An 18,603-nucleotide genomic window follows, 5' to 3' on the forward strand; every position below is an offset into this window, starting at 1 on the left:
GCGGAGCCCGGGCAAGGGCAGCGCGGTGCCGTGGACTACCGCTGGGTAGCCTAGCCAGCCGCCCGCCATCGGTGTTATGGCCAGCGACACAGTGTGTCAACCGGCCGTTCTGCGGCACGATGGGGCGGCCTGGGCGTGGTTAGGCTGGCCCCATGACCGAAGACCGTCCCCGCCGCAGCGGGCTGCGTGGCTTCGGCCACGAAGGGCCCTCCCCCTGGACCGATCTGGACCGCCCCCCGCTGGACGCCGCCGCGCTGCGCCACGACCTGCTGGTCCCCGGCGGCCTGTGGACGGCACTGGACGTGGTCGAACTGACCGGCTCCACCAACACCGACCTCACCGAGCGGGCCCGGGCCGGCGCCGCCGACGGCACGGTGCTGATCGCGGAGCAGCAGGACGCGGCGCGCGGCCGGCTGGACCGCCGCTGGTCGGCGCCGGCCCGGTCCGGCCTCTTCATGTCCCTGCTGCTGCGCCCCACCGCGCCGCGGGAGCGGCTCGGCTGGCTGCCGATCCTGGTCGGCGTCTCGGTGGCCTCCACCCTGAGCCGGGTCGCCGGAGTGCAGGCCGGCCTGAAGTGGCCCAACGACCTCCAGGTGGAGATCGACGGCGCCGAGCGCAAGCTGGGCGGCATCCTCACCGAGCTGACCGGCGAGGCCGTGGTGGTCGGCCTCGGCCTGAACGTCTCGCTGCGCGCCGACGAGCTGCCGGTCCCCACCGCCGCCTCGCTGGCGCTGGCCGGCGCCGAGGTCACCGACCGGGCCATCCTGCTGCGCGCCCTGCTGCGCGAGTTCGCCGAGCTGTACGGCGAGTGGCAGGCGGCGCACGGCGATCCGCAGGCCAGCGGACTGCTGCCGGCCTACACCGCGCGCTGCACCACGCTCGGCCGACAGGTGCGGGTGCAGCTCCCCGGCGATCGCGAACTGCTCGGCGAGGCCGTGGCGTTGGACGGTGACGGCCGGCTGGTGGTGCGGACCGCGGACGGCACCCGGCAGGCGGTCGGCGCCGGCGACGTGGTGCACGTGCGGCCCGAACCGCGCTAGTCGCGGAGCCCGGATGCCCCGGATCCGGGAATTCCGTGCGACGATTCCCGTTGGCACGGTGTGAGGCGCGCCACTGTCCGCCGGGCGGCGGCCGGCTCACCGCGGATGGGATCTACGGCAAGTGCGACCGCACGGGGACGGACCGGTGGCAGACGACGACGGGCACGCGTCGCAGGAGGGCGCGCGCGACAACGGCGGCCCGGAGGGCGAGGACGCCCATGTGGCGCTCGACCTGGAGCGGCTGATCCTGGGGGCGCCGCGCCGCTACACCCCCTATCAGGCGGCCCGCACCGCCGAGGTGCCGATGGAACTGGCCACCCGGTTCTGGCGGGCCATGGGCTTCCCCGACATCGGCCAGTCCCGGGCGCTCAACGACGGCGACGTGATCGCGCTGCGCCGCCTCGCCGGGCTGGTGGAGTCCGGCCTGATCAACGAGTCGATGGCGATCCAGGTGGCCCGCTCCACCGGCCAGACCACCGCCCGGCTGGCCGGCTGGCAGATGGACACCTTCCTGGAGAACCTGACCCAGGCCGCCGAGCCCGGTCTGACCCGGGCCGAGGTGGCCTATCCGCTGGTCGAGCTGCTGCTGCCGGAACTGGAGCAGTTCCTCATCTACGTCTGGCGGCGACAGCTGGCCGCGGTCACCGGCCGGGTGGTGCAGGCGGCCGAGGACACCGAGATCACCAGCGGCCGGCTGGCGGTGGGCTTCGCCGACCTGGTCGGGTTCACCCGGCTCTCCCGGCGGCTGGAGGAGGAGGAGCTCGGCTCGCTGGTGGAGACCTTCGAGTCCACCTGCGCCGATCTGATCGCGGGCCAGGGCGGCCGGCTGATCAAGACGCTGGGCGACGAGATCCTGTTCGTCTCAGAGGATCCGGTGACCGCGGCGGAGATCGCGCTCAGCCTGGTGGAGACGCTGACCCAGGACGACTCCATCCCGGCGCTGCGGGTCGGCATGGCCTTCGGCACCGTGACCTCCCGGATGGGCGACGTCTTCGGCACCACGGTCAACCTGGCCAGCCGGCTCACCTCGATCGCGCAGCGGGACGCGGTGCTGATAGACGGCGAGTTCGCCGCCGCGCTGGAGCAGGCCGGGGCGGCCGCCACCGGGGCGACGGACGGCTCCGGGTCCACCCAGTCGCAGCTGGCCGAGGCGCTGGCGGCCACCTCCGGTGCGCCGCTGGGCCTGGTCGGCCCGCAGCAGCCGGGCGGCGGCCGGCCCCGCTACCACCTGCAGGCGATGTGGCGCCGCCCGGTGCGCGGGCTCGGCCTGGTCGAGCCCTGGCTGCTCACCCGCTGGATCAGATCGGCGGCGGGGTAGCGACCGCGGATCGGATCGGCGGCGGGGTGGCGACCGCGGATCGGATCGGCGGCGGGGTGGCGGCCGCGGATCGGATCGGCGGCGGGGTGGCGACCGCGGATCGGATCGGCGGCGGCGACGCGGCGCCGGAGCGAACCGGCAGTCTGCTGGATTTCGGGCCGATTTCGATCATTTCGCCCTACTCTGGTCCCGTGATGGCGGACCTGGAACACCCCGATAGCGCTTCCGCTCCGGTGACGGCGAGTGGGCTCGACCGGCGCCTGCAGGCGGTGGTGGAGCTGGCCCAGGACATGGCGGGGGCGCAGAGCGCGCTGGAGGCGGTGCGGGCCGCGGCGGCCGGGGCCACCGCGGCACTCGGCGCCACCATGGGCGCCGTCTCGGTCTGGGACCGCGAGTCGGGGCGGCTGCGGGTGCTGGTCAACCACGGCGCACTGGCGGCCGGCGAAGAGGAGATCCCGGAGGACGAGTCCTACCCGGTCGCGGACTTCCCGGAGATCGTCACCCAGCTCGACGAGCACTGGACGACCGGTCGGCTGCCCCGGGCCTGGGTGCAGACCGCCGAGGACGTGGTGCCCGCCATGGGGGTGCCCCCGGCCGGAGGCCCGGGGACGACCGGCTTCGGCGCCGACACGCACCCGGCGGTCGGCGCGTTCGCCCGGGCCCGAGCCGCCGGGCTGCGCCGGCGCGGCCGCTCCTGCTGCCTGGTCGCGCCGATCGTGCTGCACGGGCAGGCCTGGGGCGAGCTGTACCTGGCGCGCACCGCCGAGCTGCCGGTCTTCACCGAGGCCGACGCGCAGTACGCGACCCTGCTGGCCGCGCAGCTCTCGGCCGGCCTGGCGCAGACCGAGCGGCTGGCCGACCTGCGCCGGCTGGCCTTCACCGATCCGCTGACCGGCCTGGCCAACCGGCGGGCGGTGGACGCCCAGCTGGAGGAAGCGCTGGCCGCCCACAACCAGGACGGCACGGTGGTCTCGCTGGTGGTCTGCGACGTCAACGGCCTCAAGCGGATCAACGACCGGCACGGGCACGAGATGGGCGACCGGCTGCTCCAGCGGTTCGCCAACCAGCTGTCGATGGCCGGTGCCAAGCTGCCCGGCTCGCTCGCCGCCCGGCTCGGCGGGGACGAGTTCTGCCTGCTGGCGCGGGGGCAGAAGGCCGACGAGGTGGTCGCGGTGGCCGAGGAGCTGTGCACCCGCGCGCTGCAGCTGGCCGACGGCGAAGGGGTGGCCTGCGGGGTCGCCTCGACCGGGGACGCGATCGGCCCGGTCTCCACCCCCGACCGGCTGTTCCGGCTGGCGGACGCCGCGCAGTACCGGGCCAAGGCGGCGCGCGCCGCGCATCCGGTGGTGGCCGGGCGCAGCCACGGTCCGGGCCTCGCCCCCGATCCGACGGTGCTGCTGGCCGACTCGGCGGAGCCGCGGCAGCGCGACGGGCGCGGGCGCTTCGGGGCCGGCCCGGCGCGCGGGCCGCACGGGGACCGGCGCAGGTTCCGCGGCGCCGCGCACAGCGCCGACCCGGGCCAGCTGCTCACCGCGGTGCTGGCCGCCCTGGACCAGGAGGGCGGGCCGCGCACCCTGCACCCCGCGGACACCCTGGGCCGGCTGGCCACGGTCGCCGAGACGGCGGCCCGACTGCTGGACGCGGTGGCCTGGTGGATCTCCTACGTGCCGCCCGGCTCCCGGCGGATGCACACCGCGCGGCACGCGGTGTTCCGGCTGACCTGCCGCCCGGGCACCGCGGGCGAGCCGCCGGCCTCCCCCGCGGCGGCCCGGCGGGCGGGGAGCGAGGGGGTCCCCCCGGCCGAAGGCTGGGGGAGGGCCCGGATCGAAGCCCCGGACGCCGTCTTCGACCTGGACCACTACCCGCTCACCCGGCGGGCCGTGCGGGGCGGCGGCTTCGCGCTGCGCACCGGGGCGGCGGGCAACGACCCGGCCGAGGAGGCGGTGCTGGTGGTCGGCGGCTACCGGGGGATGGTGGCGGCGGGCGGGGCGAACGCGGCCGGCGGCTGGTTGGTGGAGCTGTTCGCCGACGATGCCACGCTGCCGCTGGGTCAGGTCGCGCCCGCGCTGCGGGCCCTGGTGGCGGTGGCGCTGTCGGGGCCGTGCTCGCCGCCGCCGTCCTGACCGCGCTGGTCGGGACCGGTGGATTGATCGAGCGTCAATTCACTCAGGTTCGATGACCGTTGGCGGCCCCCTGTCTCATAACGATCGGGTCAACGTGGTTTGGCGATCCGTCGACGTCCGTACGCTGGCCCCGATCGCCTCCGATCGCCCGTGGTCCCGAACGCCCTCGCATGTTGTGCGCCAATTGGCGTAGACCGTGTCCATCGAGTGCCGTACCAAGGACCAGAGGATTCCAACCGGCCTGTGGAGGGGCATGCATGCCTGCTGAGGCACTGCACCACTGGATCGTCGTGGTGGACATCGAGGGTTTCAGCTCCCGCCCGAACCCGATTCAGGCGTCGCTGCGCGCGGCGCTGTACCAGGTCGTCGAGGAGTCGCTGGACCGGGCCGGGGTGCCGGCCGAGGGCGTGGTCAGCGAGGACCGCGGCGACGGCGTGCTGCTGCTGGTCCCGGCCGGCGTCTCCCCGGTGCTGCTGGTCGGCCCGCTGATCCGGGCGCTGGACGACGGGCTGCGCCAGAAGGCGGCCGTCCACAGTGCCGCGCACGCGCTGCGGCTGCGCGTCTCGCTGCACCAGGGACTGGCCGGCCAGGACGACCGGGGCTGGTCGGGGGACGCCGTCAACACGGCGTTCCGGCTGGTCGACGCCGATCCGGTGAAGGCCGCACTGGCTGCGGCCACCGGGGCGAACCTGGTCTTCGTGGTCTCGCAGGAGGTCTACCAGGGGGTGGTGCGGCACGCCTACCAGAGCGTCGACGCCGCCGCCTACCTGCCGGTCCGGCTGACGGTCAAGCACGGCGTGGTGCTGGACGCCTGGATCACCGTGCCCGGTTACCCGGCCCCGCCCGGGGTGACCGCCGCGCCCACCGAGCCGGAACCCCAGCCGGACCCCGAGCCGGCGGTCCGGCCCGGCCCGTCGGCGGCCGGGGGTCGGCGGCGGCCGGCGGCCTCGGTGCTCTTCGAGTTCCACGGCGACGTGCACGGCGACCAGATCGCCGGCGACAAGTATCAGTACGGCTCGGCCCAGGACGTGGAGCAGCGGTGACCGTGCCCGCAGCAGTGCCGGGGGCCGCGGCGACCCCGGGGGCGGCCCCGCCCCCACCCGCGGCAGCGCCACCGGCCGACCAGCTGGTCCCGGACGCCGGGCCGGCGCCGGTCGAGGGCGCGGCGGACGGGGCGGGCGCCGGCGCGCCGGGTGCGGAGGCCGACGCCGCACCGGAGGCGGGCCGGGTCGGCGACGGCGCCGCCGAGGCCACCCGCAGCTTCGGTCACGGCGCCCTGCGGCACGATTCGGTGCACAGCGCGCTGGCCAACGTCGACGGCGACGTCGTGGGCGGTGACAAGTACGTCTTCCTGCTGAGCGGCCGCCAGGAGCGGCTGCGGCTGCTCTCGCCGCTGCTGCTGGAGCGCGCCCAGCACGCCTTCGAGGAGCCGCCCGGCTGGGCCGCGCTGCGCGCCGAGTTCGGTCGGCGCCGGATCACCGTGCTGCGCGGTCCCGCCGGCACCGGCAAGACCACCGCCGCCATCCGGCTGCTGCTCGGGGCCGGCCGGACGATCTACCGGCTGGACCCGGAGACCGCCCTGGACTCGCTCGCCCAGCGGCTGGAGAACCGCTCCGAGGGCGGCATCGAGACCGGCGCCGGGCTGCTGCTCGACCAGCCGGCCGACGTCACCGCGCTGCGCGGCTGGATGCTGGAGGGGCTGGCCGGCGCGCTGGAGCGGGCGGATGCCCGCCTGGTGCTGACGGTGGACCAGCAGGCCGGTCTGATTGACACCGAACTGCTGGACCACATCGTGGAGTTGGCCGCGCCGGCCGATCACCTCGGGATCGTCGCCCGGTACCTGCGGTGGCGGCTCGGCGATCCGGCCGCCGCCCGGCTGCTGGCCGACGAGCGGGTGCGCCCGGTGCTGGCCGAGCAGTTCACCGCGGACCCGAGCTGCCGGCTGGCCGCCGAGGTGGCGGCGGCGATCGTCGAGCAGGTGGAGGCGGGCGGCGAGCCGGTCCCGGACCCGGACCGGATCCGGGACCGGCTGCTCCGCCGCGACGAGGGCGACTTCGAGATCTGGGCGGAGGGCCTGGACGATCCGGGGCTGCGCAGCCACGCGATCGCGCTCGCCGTGCTCGGCGGACTGCCGCACGAGGACATCGCCTCGGCGGCACGCTCGCTGCACCGTCGGCTGGTCCGCACCGACTACGCCGTGCTGGTGGCCGCCGACGGCACGGTGCCCCGGGTGCCCGATCCGTTCGGCGGGCTGCGCCGCCGCCGACTGGCCCGGCTGCGCGCCCACGCGGAGCGGGTGGAGCTGTTCAGTCCCGCGGGCCCGGTGCCGGCCGAGGGGCTGCGCTACAAGGACCCGTCCTACCCGGTCAAGGTGATCCGGCACGCCTGGACGGAGCTCCAGATCCACCAGGTGCTGCTCGACTGGCTGGGCGAGCTGGTCCTCGACCCCTCCGAGCAGGTGCGCATCTACGCGGGGGTGGCCCTCGGCGTGATCGCCGAGGACTCCTTCCACTACCTGGCCGCCCGGGTGTTCACGCGCTGGGCGGGCAGCACCGACCGGCGGCTGCGCAGCGCGGTGGCGTACGCGCTGTCGGTCTGCGCCAAGAACCCCGCGCTGCGCGGGCAGGTGACGGGGCTGGCGGCCGGCTGGCTCGCCGCCGAGGCCGAGCCGCTGCGCCAGGCCTGCGCGGCCCGGGTGTACGGGATCAGCCTCGGTCCGGTCGAGCCGCTGGCCGCGATCGACGCGCTGATCCGGCTCTCGGTGGTGGACCACAGCCAGGTGGCGATCGCGATCGGCGACAGCGTCACCGACGTCCTCTCCGACGACGAGTCGCTGACCTGGCTGGTGCTGGTCCGGCTGGCGACGGGACTGGACGAGCAGCCGGCCCGGCCGACGGTGCTGCTCGCCTTCCTGATCGTGGCGGCCCAGCTGGTGGTGGAGACCGCCGGCCGGGTCACCGACGCCGCCGTCCCGAACTGGCCGGCGCTGCTGTACGGCGCGGACCGCGAGGAGCGGCTGCGCGAACCGTTCGTCCGGCTCTGGCGGGCGGCGCTCAACGAGCCGGTGTACCGCCACGAGGCCGAGGGCGTGCTGAAGATCTGGGCGGGGCTGGCCGAGGGCGACCCGGCGCTGCGTGAGCGGTTCCTGCGGATGGTCGCGGCAGTGGCGACCGGGGATCCGCGGTCCGCGGCGGTGCTGCGGCGCCACGCGGCCGGCTGGGTGGCACCCGACGCGCTGACCGCGCTGAAACGCACCGCCGCTGACGTGGTGGCGCTGCTCGACCGAGAGAAGGTACTGCGATGACACCGCCGACCGTTCCGCTGATCCTCAGCCAGGAGCCGGTGCGCGGTCAGCTGGGGCCGGTCAAGGCCACCTCGCCGAGCCGGGCGGTGGTGTACGCCACCGCCGCCGGCGAGCTGGCCTGGTTCGACGGCCGGCCGCTCAGCTGGTCGCAGCAGTTCTTCTCCAAGTACCGGACCCGCTACGAGGTGGACGTCAGCGACCACCGCAGGACCGTGGTGCTGCGCAGCACCCCGCTGCCGTCCCGGGACCAGGTGCACCGGTTCGAGGCGACCGTGGACGTCGGCTTCCGGGTCACTGATCCGACCGAGGTGGTGCGGCGCAACATCCAGGACGCACTGGTCGTGGTCTACGGCTTCCTGGCCGACTACCTGCGACCGCTGGCGCGCGGCTTCGCCATCGACCAGGCGGACGCCGCCGAGGCGCACCTCAACGGCAAGCTGGCCCACGAGCAGGTGCTGCCCGAGGGGATCACCCTCTACCGGTGCAGCGTGAAGCTCGACCCGGACGCCGCGGCGGCCGCGTTCATCGCGGCCCGGACCAAGGCGGTCCGCGACCGGGCGCTCGGCACGGCGGCCCATGAGCGGGCGGTGGCGGAGACCCGCAGCCGGGAAATGATCAAGGACCTGGAGCAGCAGGCCGAGCTCAACCGCCAGCGGGAGCGGGAGCGGGCGCTGGCCGGCACCGGCGTCGACATCGATGGCCTGATCAAGCGCCACCTGGTGATGCACCCGGAGGACACCGGGCCGGCGATCGAGATGCTGTCCAAATGGGCCGAGGCGGTGGCCGGCCGCCAGGAGGTCTTCGACCAGCGGTCGGTCGACGTCTTCCAGTTCATGGTGGCCAAGGACCTGATCCAGCCGGCCGACGTCGAGCTGATCCGCCGCCAGGCGCTGGCCCGGGTGCACAGCCCGGCCCTCGCCCCCGGCGCCGCTTCGGCCCTCCCGGTCGTCTGGGGCGGCGGCGCGGCGCTGCCGAGCGGGCAGCCGGCGCCCGACCCGCTCACCGCGCCCGCCCAGGTGCAACCGACCGTGCTGGCCGGCCGGCCGGTCACGGTGGCGAACCCGCCGACCCCGGTGGACCGGCCGGCGGCCGGCAGCCCCGTGCTGCCGTGCTACCTGGTGCTGGACGAGTCCGCGGCCATGGCCGGCTGCCTGCCGGCACTCGGCAACGCGTTGCGCACCCTGCAGACCGCGCTGGTGATGAACCAGGGGGCTCAGTACGGTCTGCGGCTCTCGGTGCTGGGCATGGCCGAGGAGACCAGGGTCGGGCTGGCGATGTGCCAGGTCGAGTGGACCACCGGGATGCCGGCGCCCGAGGCGCGCGGCGGCGCCAGCTACGCGAGTGCCTTCGAGAAACTGCTGGAGGTCGTCCCCGCCGACGTCCGGCGGCTCAAGGCGGAGCACCCCACGGTGCTGCGGCCCGTTGCCTTCCTGCTGCTGGCCGGCACGGTCGACGACGGCGCGCGGTGGCGGCAGGCGCTGCGGCGGCTGATCGACCCGGCGGTGAACGGCTTCGTCCCCACCCTGGTGGCGGTCGGGGTCGGCCGGGCCGCGGAGCCGGACATCGCCGAGATCGCCCGGCAGCCGCAGTTCGGGCTGGTCGCCGAGGACCGCGCCGACCTGCCGGGAGCGGTCGAGCGGTTCGCGGAGCTGCTGCAGCGGACCGTCGTCCGACTGGGCGACGACCTGGCGGCCGGGCGCCCCGGCCTGGAACTCGCCAAGCTGCCGGGCTTGCGGCCGGCGGTGCGGCCGAGCTGACCCGCCACCGCTCCTCCCCACCCACGATCCCGAGAGGAAGTGCTTGTGATGGCCGACAACCGCGGTCACCTGATCCCCATGTACGTCGTCGCGGACGAGTCCGGCTCGATGACCGCGCACCTGGACGAACTGAACGACGGGCTCGCCTCGCTGCACCGGGCCTTGCTGGGCGAGCCGATGGCGGCGGCCAAGGTCCGGTTCTCGGTGCTGGGGTTCTCCAACTCGGTGTCGGTCCGGATGCGGCTGGCCGACCTGCGCCAGGAGAACGAACTCCCGAGGCTGACCACGTACGGCGGCGCCACCAGCTACCTCGAGGCGTTCGCGGCGCTGCGCAACCAGATCCCGCAGGACGTCACGGCGCTCAAGCAGGAGGGCTACGCGGTCTACCGGCCGGCGGTCTTCTTCCTGAGCGACGGTCAGCCCAACCCGGGGGAGGACTGGGAGGAGGAGCACCGCCGACTGACGGACCGCTCGCTGACCCTGGGGGCGCCGAACATCGTGGCCTGCGGCATCGGCGACGCCGAGGCCCGCACCATCCTGGACGTGGCCACCAGCAACGACTACGCGTTCGTGGCGGTCCCGGGCGTCGAGCTGGGCGCCACGGTCGCCAAGTTCTGCACGGCGCTGACCACCAGTGTCATCCAGTCCGGGCTCTCGCTGGGCACCGACCGCGCCGAGCTGGTCGTCGACAAGCCCGAGGGCTTCCGCATGGCGATCGACGTGGTGTGACCTGATGCGCGAACACTCCTTCTTCCCACCGGTCAGCCGGGCCGGCAGCAGCCGGCCGGCCGCCCAGCCGGACAGCGTCTACGACCAGGAAGCGGACGAGCAGCCGGCGCCGCAGCCCGTGGTGGTGCAGCCGCTGCCGCCGCCGCAGCCGACCGGGCCGGCGTCGCCGCTCCCGCTGGCCGTGCCGCCCCCGTCGCCGCAGGCCCTGCCGGTGCCGTCGGCGGCGATGCGGTTCGAGGAGCGCTGGTCCCCGCTGGTGATCGACCGGCCGGCCGCCTCCTTCGAGCCCCGGCCGCCGTCCGGGCCCTCCTACCGGCCCGACACGCTCTTCGACGGCTGGTCGACCGACCGGCTGACGGTCCGGCTGGCCTCGGTCCGCGGCTACGGCCACCGGCACAGCGGCCGTCCGCGCGAGGACGACATCGCGGTGGCCGTCCACCCGTCGAGCGGCACGCTGGTGTTCGCCGTCGCCGACGGGGTCTCCAGCGCCGAGCAGCCGCACCTCGGCGCCACCCTCGCCTGCCGGACCGCCGTGGACACGGTGCTCGCGCAGCTGGCGGAGCGGCGGCCCGAGCTGGACTGGACGGCGGTCGCCAAGCACGCGGCCTGGCAACTGGTCGAGCACGCCATGCGGGTGCGCCAGTCGGACCAGCCCGATGCGGCCGAAGCCGAGCGGATGCTGGCCACCACGCTGGTCGCGGGAACGGTGGAACCCGTCGATCGGGACGCCAGGGTGACGGTCATCCAGGTCGGCGACTCGGCCGCCTGGGTGCTGCGCGACGGTCAGTACATCGCCCCGCTGCGCAGCCAGAGCGCACCGCGTCCGGAGGTGGCCTCCAGCTCGGTCTCCCCGCTGCCCCGGCTGCCGAACGAGGTCAAGCCGCACGGCTTCTACCTGGCGCCGGACGACGTGCTGCTGGTCGGTACCGACGGCTTCGGCGACCCGCTGGGCAGTGGGGACGGCCCGGTGGGCCGGACCTTCGCCCGGCACCTGGCCACGCCGCCCGAGCCGCGCGGGCTGGCCCACCTGCTGGACTTCTCGCGCGAGACCTTCGACGACGACCGGACCCTGCTGGCCGTCTGGCACCGCCGACGGCTCGACGGCGGTGCCCGGTGACCGTGCCGCTGCGGTGCCAGGACCTGGCCCTGGGCGACCGGCTCGGCCGGGGCGGGCAGGGCGCGGTCTGGGAGGTCAACGGCCGCCTGATCAACCGGACGTGGCAGGTGGTCTTCAAGGAGTACACCGCCGAGTGCCGCGCGGAACTGCGCGGGGACGCCCTGGACGCGCAGGTCGAGTTCCTGCCGGGGCTGCCGCTGCGGACCGGGCAGTGGCTGAGCGAGCACACCGCCTGGCCGGCGGCCGCGGTGGCGGACGACGACGGGCACTGCGGGTTCCTGATGCGGCGGCTGCCCGAGGAGTATTTCTTCGACCTGAGCACGGGCGACCGCAAGCCCGCCGCCCTCGAGTTCCTGCTCAACAACGAGAGCTACCAGCGGCGGATCGGACTCCACGTCACCGACCTCCAGCGACTCCAGCTGCTGCTGGACCTGGCGGGGCTCCTGGACCGGCTGCACGGGCTCGGCGTGGTGGTGGGCGACCTCTCGCCGAAGAACGTGCTCTTCCGGCTGGCTCCGGCTCCGGGGTGCTTCCTGATCGACTGCGACGCGATGCGGGTCGAGGGCCGGGACGCGCTGGTCCAGCGGGAGACGCCCGACTGGGCGGTTCCGACGGGCGAGGAGCTCGCCACCGTGGCCGCCGACGGGTACAAGTTCGGCCTGCTGGCGCTGCGGCTGTTCGCTCGCGACCAGGCCACCCGGGACGCCGGAGCCCTGGCGGGGGTCTCGCCGGCGCTCGGGCGGCTGGCCCGGCTCAGCCAGAGCGGCCCTGACCTGCGGCCGGGGCTCGGGCAGTGGGCCGAGGCGCTCGGGCGGGCCATCGCCGCGCCGGCCGCGCCGAAGCCACCGAAACCCGCCGCCCCGCCCACCGCGCCGAGCCCGCCCACCGCGCCGAAGCCGTCGGCTGCGCCCAAGCCGCCCACCGCGCCGAAGCCACCGAAACCCGCCGCCCCGCCCGCCGCGCCGAAGTCGCCCACCGCGCCGACCATCAAGGTGACGGTGCCCACCCCGCCCATGCCGCCGGTCCGGACGGTTCCGGCGCCACCGAAGAAGTCGCGGGCCGGCGGGCGGCTGGCCGCGCTGCTCTCACTCGCGGTGCTGGCGTTCTTCGGCTACCGCGCGTACGTCGCCTACGACGCCGAGCACACCGGTCCGTCCGCTCCGCCCTCCAGCGGGCCGACCGAGGGCACCTCGCACGCCGTCGGCGCGGGCCGCACCGGCACGCCCGCCGCCTACGACGGTCAGGCGCGGTCCCAGGCGGCCGCGGTCGACGCCCTGCTCAACGGCAACGCCGGCAACCGTGACGCGGTCACCCAGGCCGTCAGCACGATCGACTCCTGTGCCGGCTCCGACGCGGTCTCCGCCGCGGTGAGCACGTTGAACAGCGCGGCGCAGGCGCGGCTGACGCTGGCCCAGCGGCTGGCGAGCACGGACACCTCGCAACTCGCCGACCTCGGACAGCGGTTGAGCGACGTGCTGCGCTTCTCCGCGGCGGCCGACACCTCCTTCGCCGGGTGGGGCAACGCGGTCGCGGCCGGCACCGCCGACTGCTCCTCGGGGACGGCGGCGCACACAGCCGACTGGGACCAGGCGATGGCGGCGAGCCGGCAGGCGACGGCCGCCAAACAGTCGTTCACCGACGGATGGAACCCGCTGGCCGCCCGCTACGGCCTGGCCACCCGTGACCCGGCGGCGCTGTGACCGGCCCGGCGCGGGCGGCGGCCCCGGCGCGCCGGGCCCGGAGCGTCAGGCCGACCTGAGGTCCGGTGCGGGCGCCGCCGGGCCCGCCGCGGGTGACCCCACCGGGCCCGCCCGCAGGGCGAGTTCGCGCAGCTCGTTCGGCCGGACCAGCTGGATCAGCCGCCGTCCGGTGGCCACCATGCCCTGGTCGCGCCACTGTTCGAGGATCCGGCTGACCGTGCGCCGCGAGCTGAGCACCAGGCCCGCCAGGTCGTCCTGGGAGAGCGGCAGCGTGATGGCCAGCTGCCCGCGTTCGGGGCCGTCCAGCGGCTGGCCGTACCGCGCGCTCAACTCCAGTACCAGTGAGGCGAGACGGGCCTGCACCGGGGCGCCCGCGGCGGCCCGGCCGCCGTCCGCCTCGCGCAGCCGCTCGGACAGCATCCGCGGTACGGCCTGCGCGATGCCCGGGTAGCCGTGCCGGGCCGCGGTGAACCGGCTCAGCGGGATCACCATCGCCTCGACGGCGGTCAGGGCGTAGAGGCTCGCCGAGCGGGTGCCGCCGTTGAGACCGGCCTGCTCGCCCAGCAGGTCGCCCGGCCCGCGGATGGCCAGCACCGCCCGGTAGCCGTGCTCCGAGTCCACCAGGACCTTCGCACAGCCCTGGCGGATCACCAGGAGGTGCTGGCTCGCGTCGTCCTGGCGGAGCATCGCCTCGCCCGGGCGGAAGCTCACCGGCCGGCTGATCCGGCGCAGCTCCCGGCGGGCCGGCTCGTCCAGCATGGACCAGAACGGGGTGATCGGTTCGGTGGTCATCTGATGAGTCCCGCCAGGGTCACCAGCAGGGTGCCGAGCACCGCGCAGTAGAGCGACTGCTGCACCCGCCGGTGCTTGATCCAGGCGATCTGGCTCATCGTCACGAGTTGCCGGCTGAGCACCGGGAGCGGATCAGCCGTGGTCAGCCGCTCGGCCAGCTGCTCGGGGGACCAGTGGCGCAGGTGGCCGTAGTGGATGTAGTCCTGCCGCCAGCTCTGCGGGTTGTCCCGGCTGGCCGTGCGCGGCATCACCACCAGGACGGCCAGCACGGCCGCCGTGCCGAGCAGTGCCACGCCGGCCCAGAGCGCGGCCACCGGCAGTGTGCCGTCGCCGCGGCCGGGGAGCTGGCCGGCGCCGGAGAGTGCGATGATGCCGCCGAGGGCCGCCGACTCGATGGTGAGGGCGAAGGAGGCCTTGCTGTCGACCTTGCCGGTGAAGTCGGCCAGTGACGCGTGGATCGACCAGGCGGTGCTCACCGCCCGCTCCCTGGAGACCGCTTCCTCGTCCGCCATCAGCCCCCCAGCAGTGTGGTCCGACCGTGCCAGCATATCGGCGTCCGGGCCGGACATGACGCGGAAGGGGAATCCCTTCCTTCCCCTGGTTGTCATATCTTCATTCAGCTGATCTGATAGTGCATATGGATATGCACAGTGCTCCGGCCGCCGACGCGCCGCTTGTTCAGGTCGGCAAGGCCGACGTCACCGCCGAGGACGTGCTCGCCGTGGCACGCGGCAACGCCCGGATCGAGCTGGGCCCCGACGCCCTCGCCGAGATGGCCGCCTCCCGGGCCCGGATCGACGCGCTGGCCGCCGAGCCGCGCCCGGTCTACGGGGTCTCCACCGGCTTCGGCGCGCTCGCCGTCCGCCACATCAGCCCGGAGCTGCGGGCCCAGCTGCAGCGTTCGCTGGTCCGCTCGCACGCGGCCGGCATGGGCCCGGCGGTGGAGCGCGAGGTCACCCGGGCGCTGATGTTCCTGCGCCTGAAGACCCTGGCCTCCGGCCGCACCGGGGTGCGCCCGCTGGTCGCCGAGACCATGGCCGCGATCCTGAACGCCGGGATCACCCCGGTGGTCCGCGAGTACGGCTCGCTCGGCTGCTCCGGCGACCTCGCGCCGCTGTCCCACTGCGCCCTGGTGCTGATGGGCGAGGGCCTGGCCTACGGCCCGGACGGCGCCGAGCGTCCGGCCGGCGAGCTGCTCGCAGAGGCCGGCATCGCCCCGGTCGAGCTGCTGGAGAAGGAGGGCCTGGCCCTCATCAACGGCACCGACGGGATGCTCGGCATGCTGGTGATGGCCATCGCCGACCTCTCCCGGCTGTTCACCACCGCCGACATCACCGCCGCGATGACCCTGGAGGCGCTGCTCGGCACCGAGAAGGTGCTGGCGCCCGAGCTGCACGCGCCGATCCGCCCGCACCCGGGCCAGGCGCTCAGCGCCGCCAACATGCTCGCCGTGCTGCAGGGCTCCGGGCTGACCGGCCACCACCAGGACGACGCGCCGCGCGTCCAGGACGCCTACTCGATCCGCTGCGCCCCGCAGGTGGCCGGCGCCGGCCGCGACACCCTGGCCCACGCCCGCACGGTGGCCGAGCGCGAGCTGGCCGCCTCGGTCGACAACCCGGTGGTGCTGCCCGACGGCCGGGTGGAGTCCAACGGCAACTTCCACGGCGCCCCGGTCGCCTACGTGCTGGACTTCCTGGCCATCGCCGCCGCCGACCTGGGCTCGATCGCCGAGCGCCGCACCGACCGGCTGCTGGACAAGGCCCGCTCGCACGGCCTGCCCGCCTTCCTGGCCGACGACCCGGGCGTGGACTCCGGGCTGATGATCGCCCAGTACACCCAGGCCGCGCTGGTCAGCGAGAACAAGCGGCTCGCCAACCCGGCCTCGGTGGACTCGATCCCGTCCTCCGCGATGCAGGAGGACCACGTCTCGATGGGCTGGTCCGCCGCCCGCAAGCTCCGCCAGGCGGTGGACAACCTCGGCCGGATCCTGGCCGTGGAGCTGACCGCCGCCGCCCGGGCGCTGGAGATCCGCGCCACCGGCTCCGAGGCCCACCTCGCGCCCGGCACCGCCGCCGCGCTCGCCGCCGCCCGCGCGGCCGGGGTCGGCGGGGCCGGCCGGGACCGCTTCCTGGCGCCGGACCTGGCCGCCGCCGAGGCCCTGGTCGCCTCCGGTGCGCTGGTCCGCGCCGTCGAGACGGTCACCGGGCCGCTGGCCTGAGACCGGGGCAGCCGCGCGGGGTGAAGGCCGTTCAGGCCCACTCGCTCCGCGCGGCGTCACCCATCCGGCGCTCCTCGCGCTCCAGCCGGTGGCCGAGCGCCGCCGCCAGGTTGACCCCGACGATGCCGGCCCAGGCGATCACCACGCCGAAGCCGTCCATCACGGTGATGCCGATCCCGGTCAGCGGGACCGCCAGCACCAGCGAGAAGTACGGCAGCTTGGAGCGGCCGCCCCGGAACGGGCGGTGCTGCGGGAGGCCGTCGCGGTCGCGGGCCGCGAGCCGCTCGGCGACCCGCTGCTCGACCCGGGCGTCCAACCGGGCGTCGACCCGGGCCAGGAACGAGTCCACCAGCTCGGACTCGTACTCCGGGCCCAGCTCGCGGCGGGCTTCCAGGGCGGCGTCGAGGTCACGGCGGACCTCGGAAGGCTGGGGCTGCATGCCACCAGGCTGGTGCCCGCACGGCCGGGCGGTCCAGCGGGACCGGTGGCTCCCAGGGGTAAATCAGGGTCATCCCTGAGGGCACCCCGTCGTCGGCCTCATTCCGGTATACGAGAACATCATTGCCGTCCGAGCATCCGTTCCTGCACAGTCGACCGGACGCCCACCGCCCGAAGGGACCCCACCATGACCGAGCCGTCCCTGGGCCCGTCCGCCCGACTCCTCGAACTGTTCGACGGCCACCGCCTGACGCCCACTCAGCGCCGGATCGCGCACGCCCTGGTCCGCCACGCCGCCGAGGCGCCGTTCCTGTCCAGCGTGGAGGTGGCCGAGTTGGCCGGGGTCAGCCAGCCCTCGGTCACCCGGTTCGCGGTGGCGCTCGGCTACGACGGCTACCCGGCGCTGCGCCGGCGGCTGCGCGAGCTCGGCGGTGAGCCGGCCCCGCCGGAGACCCCCACCGAGGCGGTGCGCAACGAGCACCAGCAGGCGGTGCTCGCCGAGATCGCCCATCTGCGCCGGCTCGCCGAACTGCTCGCCGACCCGGAGCCGATCGTCCGGGCCGCCCGGCTGCTGGCCGCCTCCCGCCCGCTGCCGGTGCTGGGCCTGCGGGCCGCCTCCGCCCAGGCGCGGGGCTTCGCCTACTTCGCGGCCAAGGTGCACCCCGACATCCGGCTGCTCGACGAGGGCGGCACGATGCTCGCCGACCGGATCGAGCAGGCCGCCGCGGCCGGTGCCAGTGCACTGCTCTGCTTCGCCCTGCCGCGGTACCCGCGCGAGCTGATGGACGCGCTCACGGTGGCCCGGGACTGCGGCCTGACGGTGCTCACCGTGGCCGACAGCGCCTTCGCGCCGGTGGCCAAGCTCTCCGACCTGATCCTGCCCGCCGAGGTGGGCACCGGCCTGGTCTTCGACACCGCCTGTGCGCCGATGGTGCTCGGCCGGGTGCTGCTGCAGACGATGTGCGACGAACTGCCGGGCGCCGAGGCCCGGTTGGAGGCGATCGAGCAGTCCGCGGCGGCCCGAGGACTGTTCCTGGAGTAAACCGGGCATCCCCTCGGTGGAACCAACGGGGGTGTGTCGCCGTGCGCGTGATCCATGAGATGAGACAGGTCGGCCGGCTCGCCTCCGGCGCCCAGGAGTGGGTCTGCCCCAGCTGCGGCCGGCGGGTCGCGCTGGCCGATCCGCCGGCACCCGCCCTCACCGTGCTGGACCCGGGCGACGAGAGCGCCGTCCACATCGGCGTCACCGCACCCGGCCGTGCCACCGCCAATCCCGGCGAGCCCTACGGCCTGGGCCCCGTCCAGGAGATCCCGCGCCCGCCCACCCTGCCGATGCTGCCCGCCGACTCCGCCCGGACAGAGGCCGCCGACCGGGCGTGGCTGGCCGAGATCGGCATCGACTGGGGTGACGGGGAAGCTGCTTGACGGTGGGTCAGGCGTAGCGGGGAAGGCCCTCGGTCTGCAGCTCGCCGGGTAGCGGCGGCGGCAGGGGAACCGGGTCCCCGTAGATGCCGTGCAGGACACCCTGGTAGCTGCCATCTCGAGGGTGGCTGTAGAGCGTCCACGTGCCGTGCCGTGGATCGACGGCGAGTAGCAGTGGAGCACCGGCGGTGGCGTACCACTCGGTCTTGTTGGTGATGTCCTTCGCCCGCTCCGACTTGGAGATCACCTCCACGGCCAGTTCGGCGTCGCGCGCATCGGCGAGCCACTCGTCGTCCTCGTCCCAGTCGGTCGGAAAGACCACGAGGTCGGGAGTCGCATAGTCCTCATCGTCGTCGGGCATGGCCAGCGAGGAGACCTCGTAGGCGCCGTAGCCCTTGGGCAACCGGAGTGCGAGCTGGTCACGCAGCCTGCGCACGGTTCCGGCGTGCTTGCCGCGCGGCGTGGGGGACATCACCAGGGTTCCTCCGATGATCTGCACACGGAGACCGGTGCTCTCCTCGATCCGCTCGGCGGCCTCGCGAAGCCGACCTGGTACCACGGGGATCGCTGTGGCCACGGTGTCCTCCACTGTCGCGGGCTGAAGCTCGGCGATTTCAGGGTATCGCTCACGGGTGACGGGAATCG

15 protein-coding genes and 1 pseudogene are annotated in these 18,603 nt (G+C 74.8%); 12 read left to right on the forward strand and 4 right to left on the reverse strand.

From position 1 onward, the window contains the following. The first annotated feature begins 152 nt into the window (after positions 1 to 152). The 9 genes and pseudogenes from LN042_RS28325 to LN042_RS28365 all read left to right on the forward strand — a co-directional run bounded on the left by LN042_RS28325 (position 153) and on the right by LN042_RS28365 (position 13,088). Positions 153 to 1,040 carry a biotin--[acetyl-CoA-carboxylase] ligase gene (locus LN042_RS28325; RefSeq protein ID WP_230054246.1) on the forward strand — a complete coding sequence of 296 codons (888 nt, stop codon included), beginning with the start codon at positions 153 to 155 and terminating at the stop codon, positions 1,038 to 1,040. A gap of 145 nt (positions 1,041 to 1,185) precedes the next feature. Next, positions 1,186 to 2,358: an adenylate/guanylate cyclase domain-containing protein gene (locus tag LN042_RS28330; protein ID WP_372495835.1), complete on the forward strand. Its 1,173-nt coding sequence runs from the start codon at positions 1,186 to 1,188 to the stop codon at positions 2,356 to 2,358. A 290-nt stretch (positions 2,359 to 2,648) separates the two neighbouring features. Beyond that, positions 2,649 to 3,854: pseudogene (locus LN042_RS28335) on the forward strand (GGDEF domain-containing protein); the annotation flags it as partial. 884 nt (positions 3,855 to 4,738) lie between these two features. Further along, complete coding sequence (locus LN042_RS28340; RefSeq protein ID WP_230054247.1) at positions 4,739 to 5,524, forward strand: nucleotidyl cyclase domain-containing protein; 786 nt, start codon at positions 4,739 to 4,741, stop codon at positions 5,522 to 5,524. Further along, on the forward strand, positions 5,521 to 7,785 hold the full coding sequence (locus tag LN042_RS28345; protein WP_230054248.1) for an ATP-binding protein: 2,265 nt from the start codon (positions 5,521 to 5,523) through the stop codon (positions 7,783 to 7,785). Before LN042_RS28340 ends, LN042_RS28345 begins: the two co-directional genes overlap by 4 nt. Beyond that, the gene (locus LN042_RS28350; RefSeq protein WP_230054249.1) at positions 7,782 to 9,542 is read left to right on the forward strand and encodes a hypothetical protein; all 1,761 of its coding nucleotides are present in this window, start codon (positions 7,782 to 7,784) and stop codon (positions 9,540 to 9,542) included. The genes LN042_RS28345 and LN042_RS28350 overlap by 4 nt, the downstream gene beginning before the upstream one ends. Before the next feature lie 48 nt (positions 9,543 to 9,590). Beyond that, positions 9,591 to 10,271: a vWA domain-containing protein gene (locus LN042_RS28355; RefSeq protein WP_230054250.1), complete on the forward strand. Its 681-nt coding sequence runs from the start codon at positions 9,591 to 9,593 to the stop codon at positions 10,269 to 10,271. 4 nt (positions 10,272 to 10,275) lie between these two features. Beyond that, positions 10,276 to 11,388, forward strand: coding sequence for a protein phosphatase 2C domain-containing protein (locus tag LN042_RS28360; RefSeq protein WP_230054251.1), 1,113 nt, complete (start codon positions 10,276 to 10,278; stop codon positions 11,386 to 11,388). Then, entirely contained in the window at positions 11,385 to 13,088 is a 1,704-nt protein-coding gene (locus LN042_RS28365; protein ID WP_230054252.1) for a hypothetical protein, read from the forward strand. Before LN042_RS28360 ends, LN042_RS28365 begins: the two co-directional genes overlap by 4 nt. Before the next feature lie 45 nt (positions 13,089 to 13,133). On the opposite strand, the gene LN042_RS28370 is transcribed toward LN042_RS28365, so the two are convergent. Then, complete coding sequence (locus LN042_RS28370; RefSeq protein WP_230054253.1) at positions 13,134 to 13,880, reverse strand: Crp/Fnr family transcriptional regulator; 747 nt, start codon at positions 13,878 to 13,880, stop codon at positions 13,134 to 13,136. Next, positions 13,877 to 14,392, reverse strand: coding sequence for a Pycsar system effector family protein (locus LN042_RS28375; protein WP_230054254.1), 516 nt, complete (start codon positions 14,390 to 14,392; stop codon positions 13,877 to 13,879). Before LN042_RS28375 ends, LN042_RS28370 begins: the two co-directional genes overlap by 4 nt. A gap of 131 nt (positions 14,393 to 14,523) precedes the next feature. Between LN042_RS28375 and hutH the strand changes: the two genes are divergently transcribed. Next, positions 14,524 to 16,098 (forward strand): histidine ammonia-lyase, encoded by a 1,575-nt coding sequence (gene hutH, locus LN042_RS28380; protein ID WP_230054281.1) that lies wholly within the window; start codon positions 14,524 to 14,526, stop codon positions 16,096 to 16,098. Between the two features lie 31 nt (positions 16,099 to 16,129). Here hutH and LN042_RS28385 read toward each other — a convergent pair whose 3' ends face one another. Beyond that, positions 16,130 to 16,537, reverse strand: coding sequence for a hypothetical protein (locus LN042_RS28385; RefSeq protein WP_230054255.1), 408 nt, complete (start codon positions 16,535 to 16,537; stop codon positions 16,130 to 16,132). Between the two features lie 186 nt (positions 16,538 to 16,723). Here LN042_RS28385 and LN042_RS28390 point away from each other — a divergent pair, with 186 nt between their 5' ends. Next, on the forward strand, positions 16,724 to 17,578 hold the full coding sequence (locus LN042_RS28390) for a MurR/RpiR family transcriptional regulator (RefSeq protein WP_230054256.1): 855 nt from the start codon (positions 16,724 to 16,726) through the stop codon (positions 17,576 to 17,578). A gap of 41 nt (positions 17,579 to 17,619) precedes the next feature. Then, complete coding sequence (locus tag LN042_RS28395) at positions 17,620 to 17,961, forward strand: hypothetical protein (RefSeq protein ID WP_230054257.1); 342 nt, start codon at positions 17,620 to 17,622, stop codon at positions 17,959 to 17,961. A 7-nt stretch (positions 17,962 to 17,968) separates the two neighbouring features. Here the strand turns inward: LN042_RS28395 and LN042_RS37415 are convergent, their stop codons facing one another. After that, positions 17,969 to 18,535 carry a Uma2 family endonuclease gene (locus LN042_RS37415; RefSeq protein ID WP_230054258.1) on the reverse strand — a complete coding sequence of 189 codons (567 nt, stop codon included), beginning with the start codon at positions 18,533 to 18,535 and terminating at the stop codon, positions 17,969 to 17,971. Positions 18,536 to 18,603: the final 68 nt, after the last annotated feature.

This window comes from Kitasatospora humi, from assembly GCF_020907985.1.
In the GTDB taxonomy this organism is placed as follows: domain Bacteria; phylum Actinomycetota; class Actinomycetes; order Streptomycetales; family Streptomycetaceae; genus Kitasatospora; species Kitasatospora humi.

What these genes read in the sequence shown, in the direction of transcription:
- LN042_RS28370 (WP_230054253.1), bottom strand. Translation starts at nt 13,880, where the DNA reads ATGACCACCGAACCGATCACCCCGTTCTGGTCCATGCTGGACGAGCCG.
- LN042_RS28385 (WP_230054255.1), bottom strand. Translation starts at nt 16,537, where the DNA reads ATGCAGCCCCAGCCTTCCGAGGTCCGCCGTGACCTCGACGCCGCCCTG.
- LN042_RS28390 (WP_230054256.1), top strand. Translation starts at nt 16,724, where the DNA reads ATGACCGAGCCGTCCCTGGGCCCGTCCGCCCGACTCCTCGAACTGTTC.
- LN042_RS28360 (WP_230054251.1), top strand. Translation starts at nt 10,276, where the DNA reads ATGCGCGAACACTCCTTCTTCCCACCGGTCAGCCGGGCCGGCAGCAGC.
- hutH (WP_230054281.1), top strand. Translation starts at nt 14,524, where the DNA reads ATGCACAGTGCTCCGGCCGCCGACGCGCCGCTTGTTCAGGTCGGCAAG.
- LN042_RS28375 (WP_230054254.1), bottom strand. Translation starts at nt 14,392, where the DNA reads ATGGCGGACGAGGAAGCGGTCTCCAGGGAGCGGGCGGTGAGCACCGCC.
- LN042_RS28355 (WP_230054250.1), top strand. Translation starts at nt 9,591, where the DNA reads ATGGCCGACAACCGCGGTCACCTGATCCCCATGTACGTCGTCGCGGAC.
- LN042_RS28340 (WP_230054247.1), top strand. Translation starts at nt 4,739, where the DNA reads ATGCCTGCTGAGGCACTGCACCACTGGATCGTCGTGGTGGACATCGAG.
- LN042_RS28350 (WP_230054249.1), top strand. Translation starts at nt 7,782, where the DNA reads ATGACACCGCCGACCGTTCCGCTGATCCTCAGCCAGGAGCCGGTGCGC.
- LN042_RS28325 (WP_230054246.1), top strand. Translation starts at nt 153, where the DNA reads ATGACCGAAGACCGTCCCCGCCGCAGCGGGCTGCGTGGCTTCGGCCAC.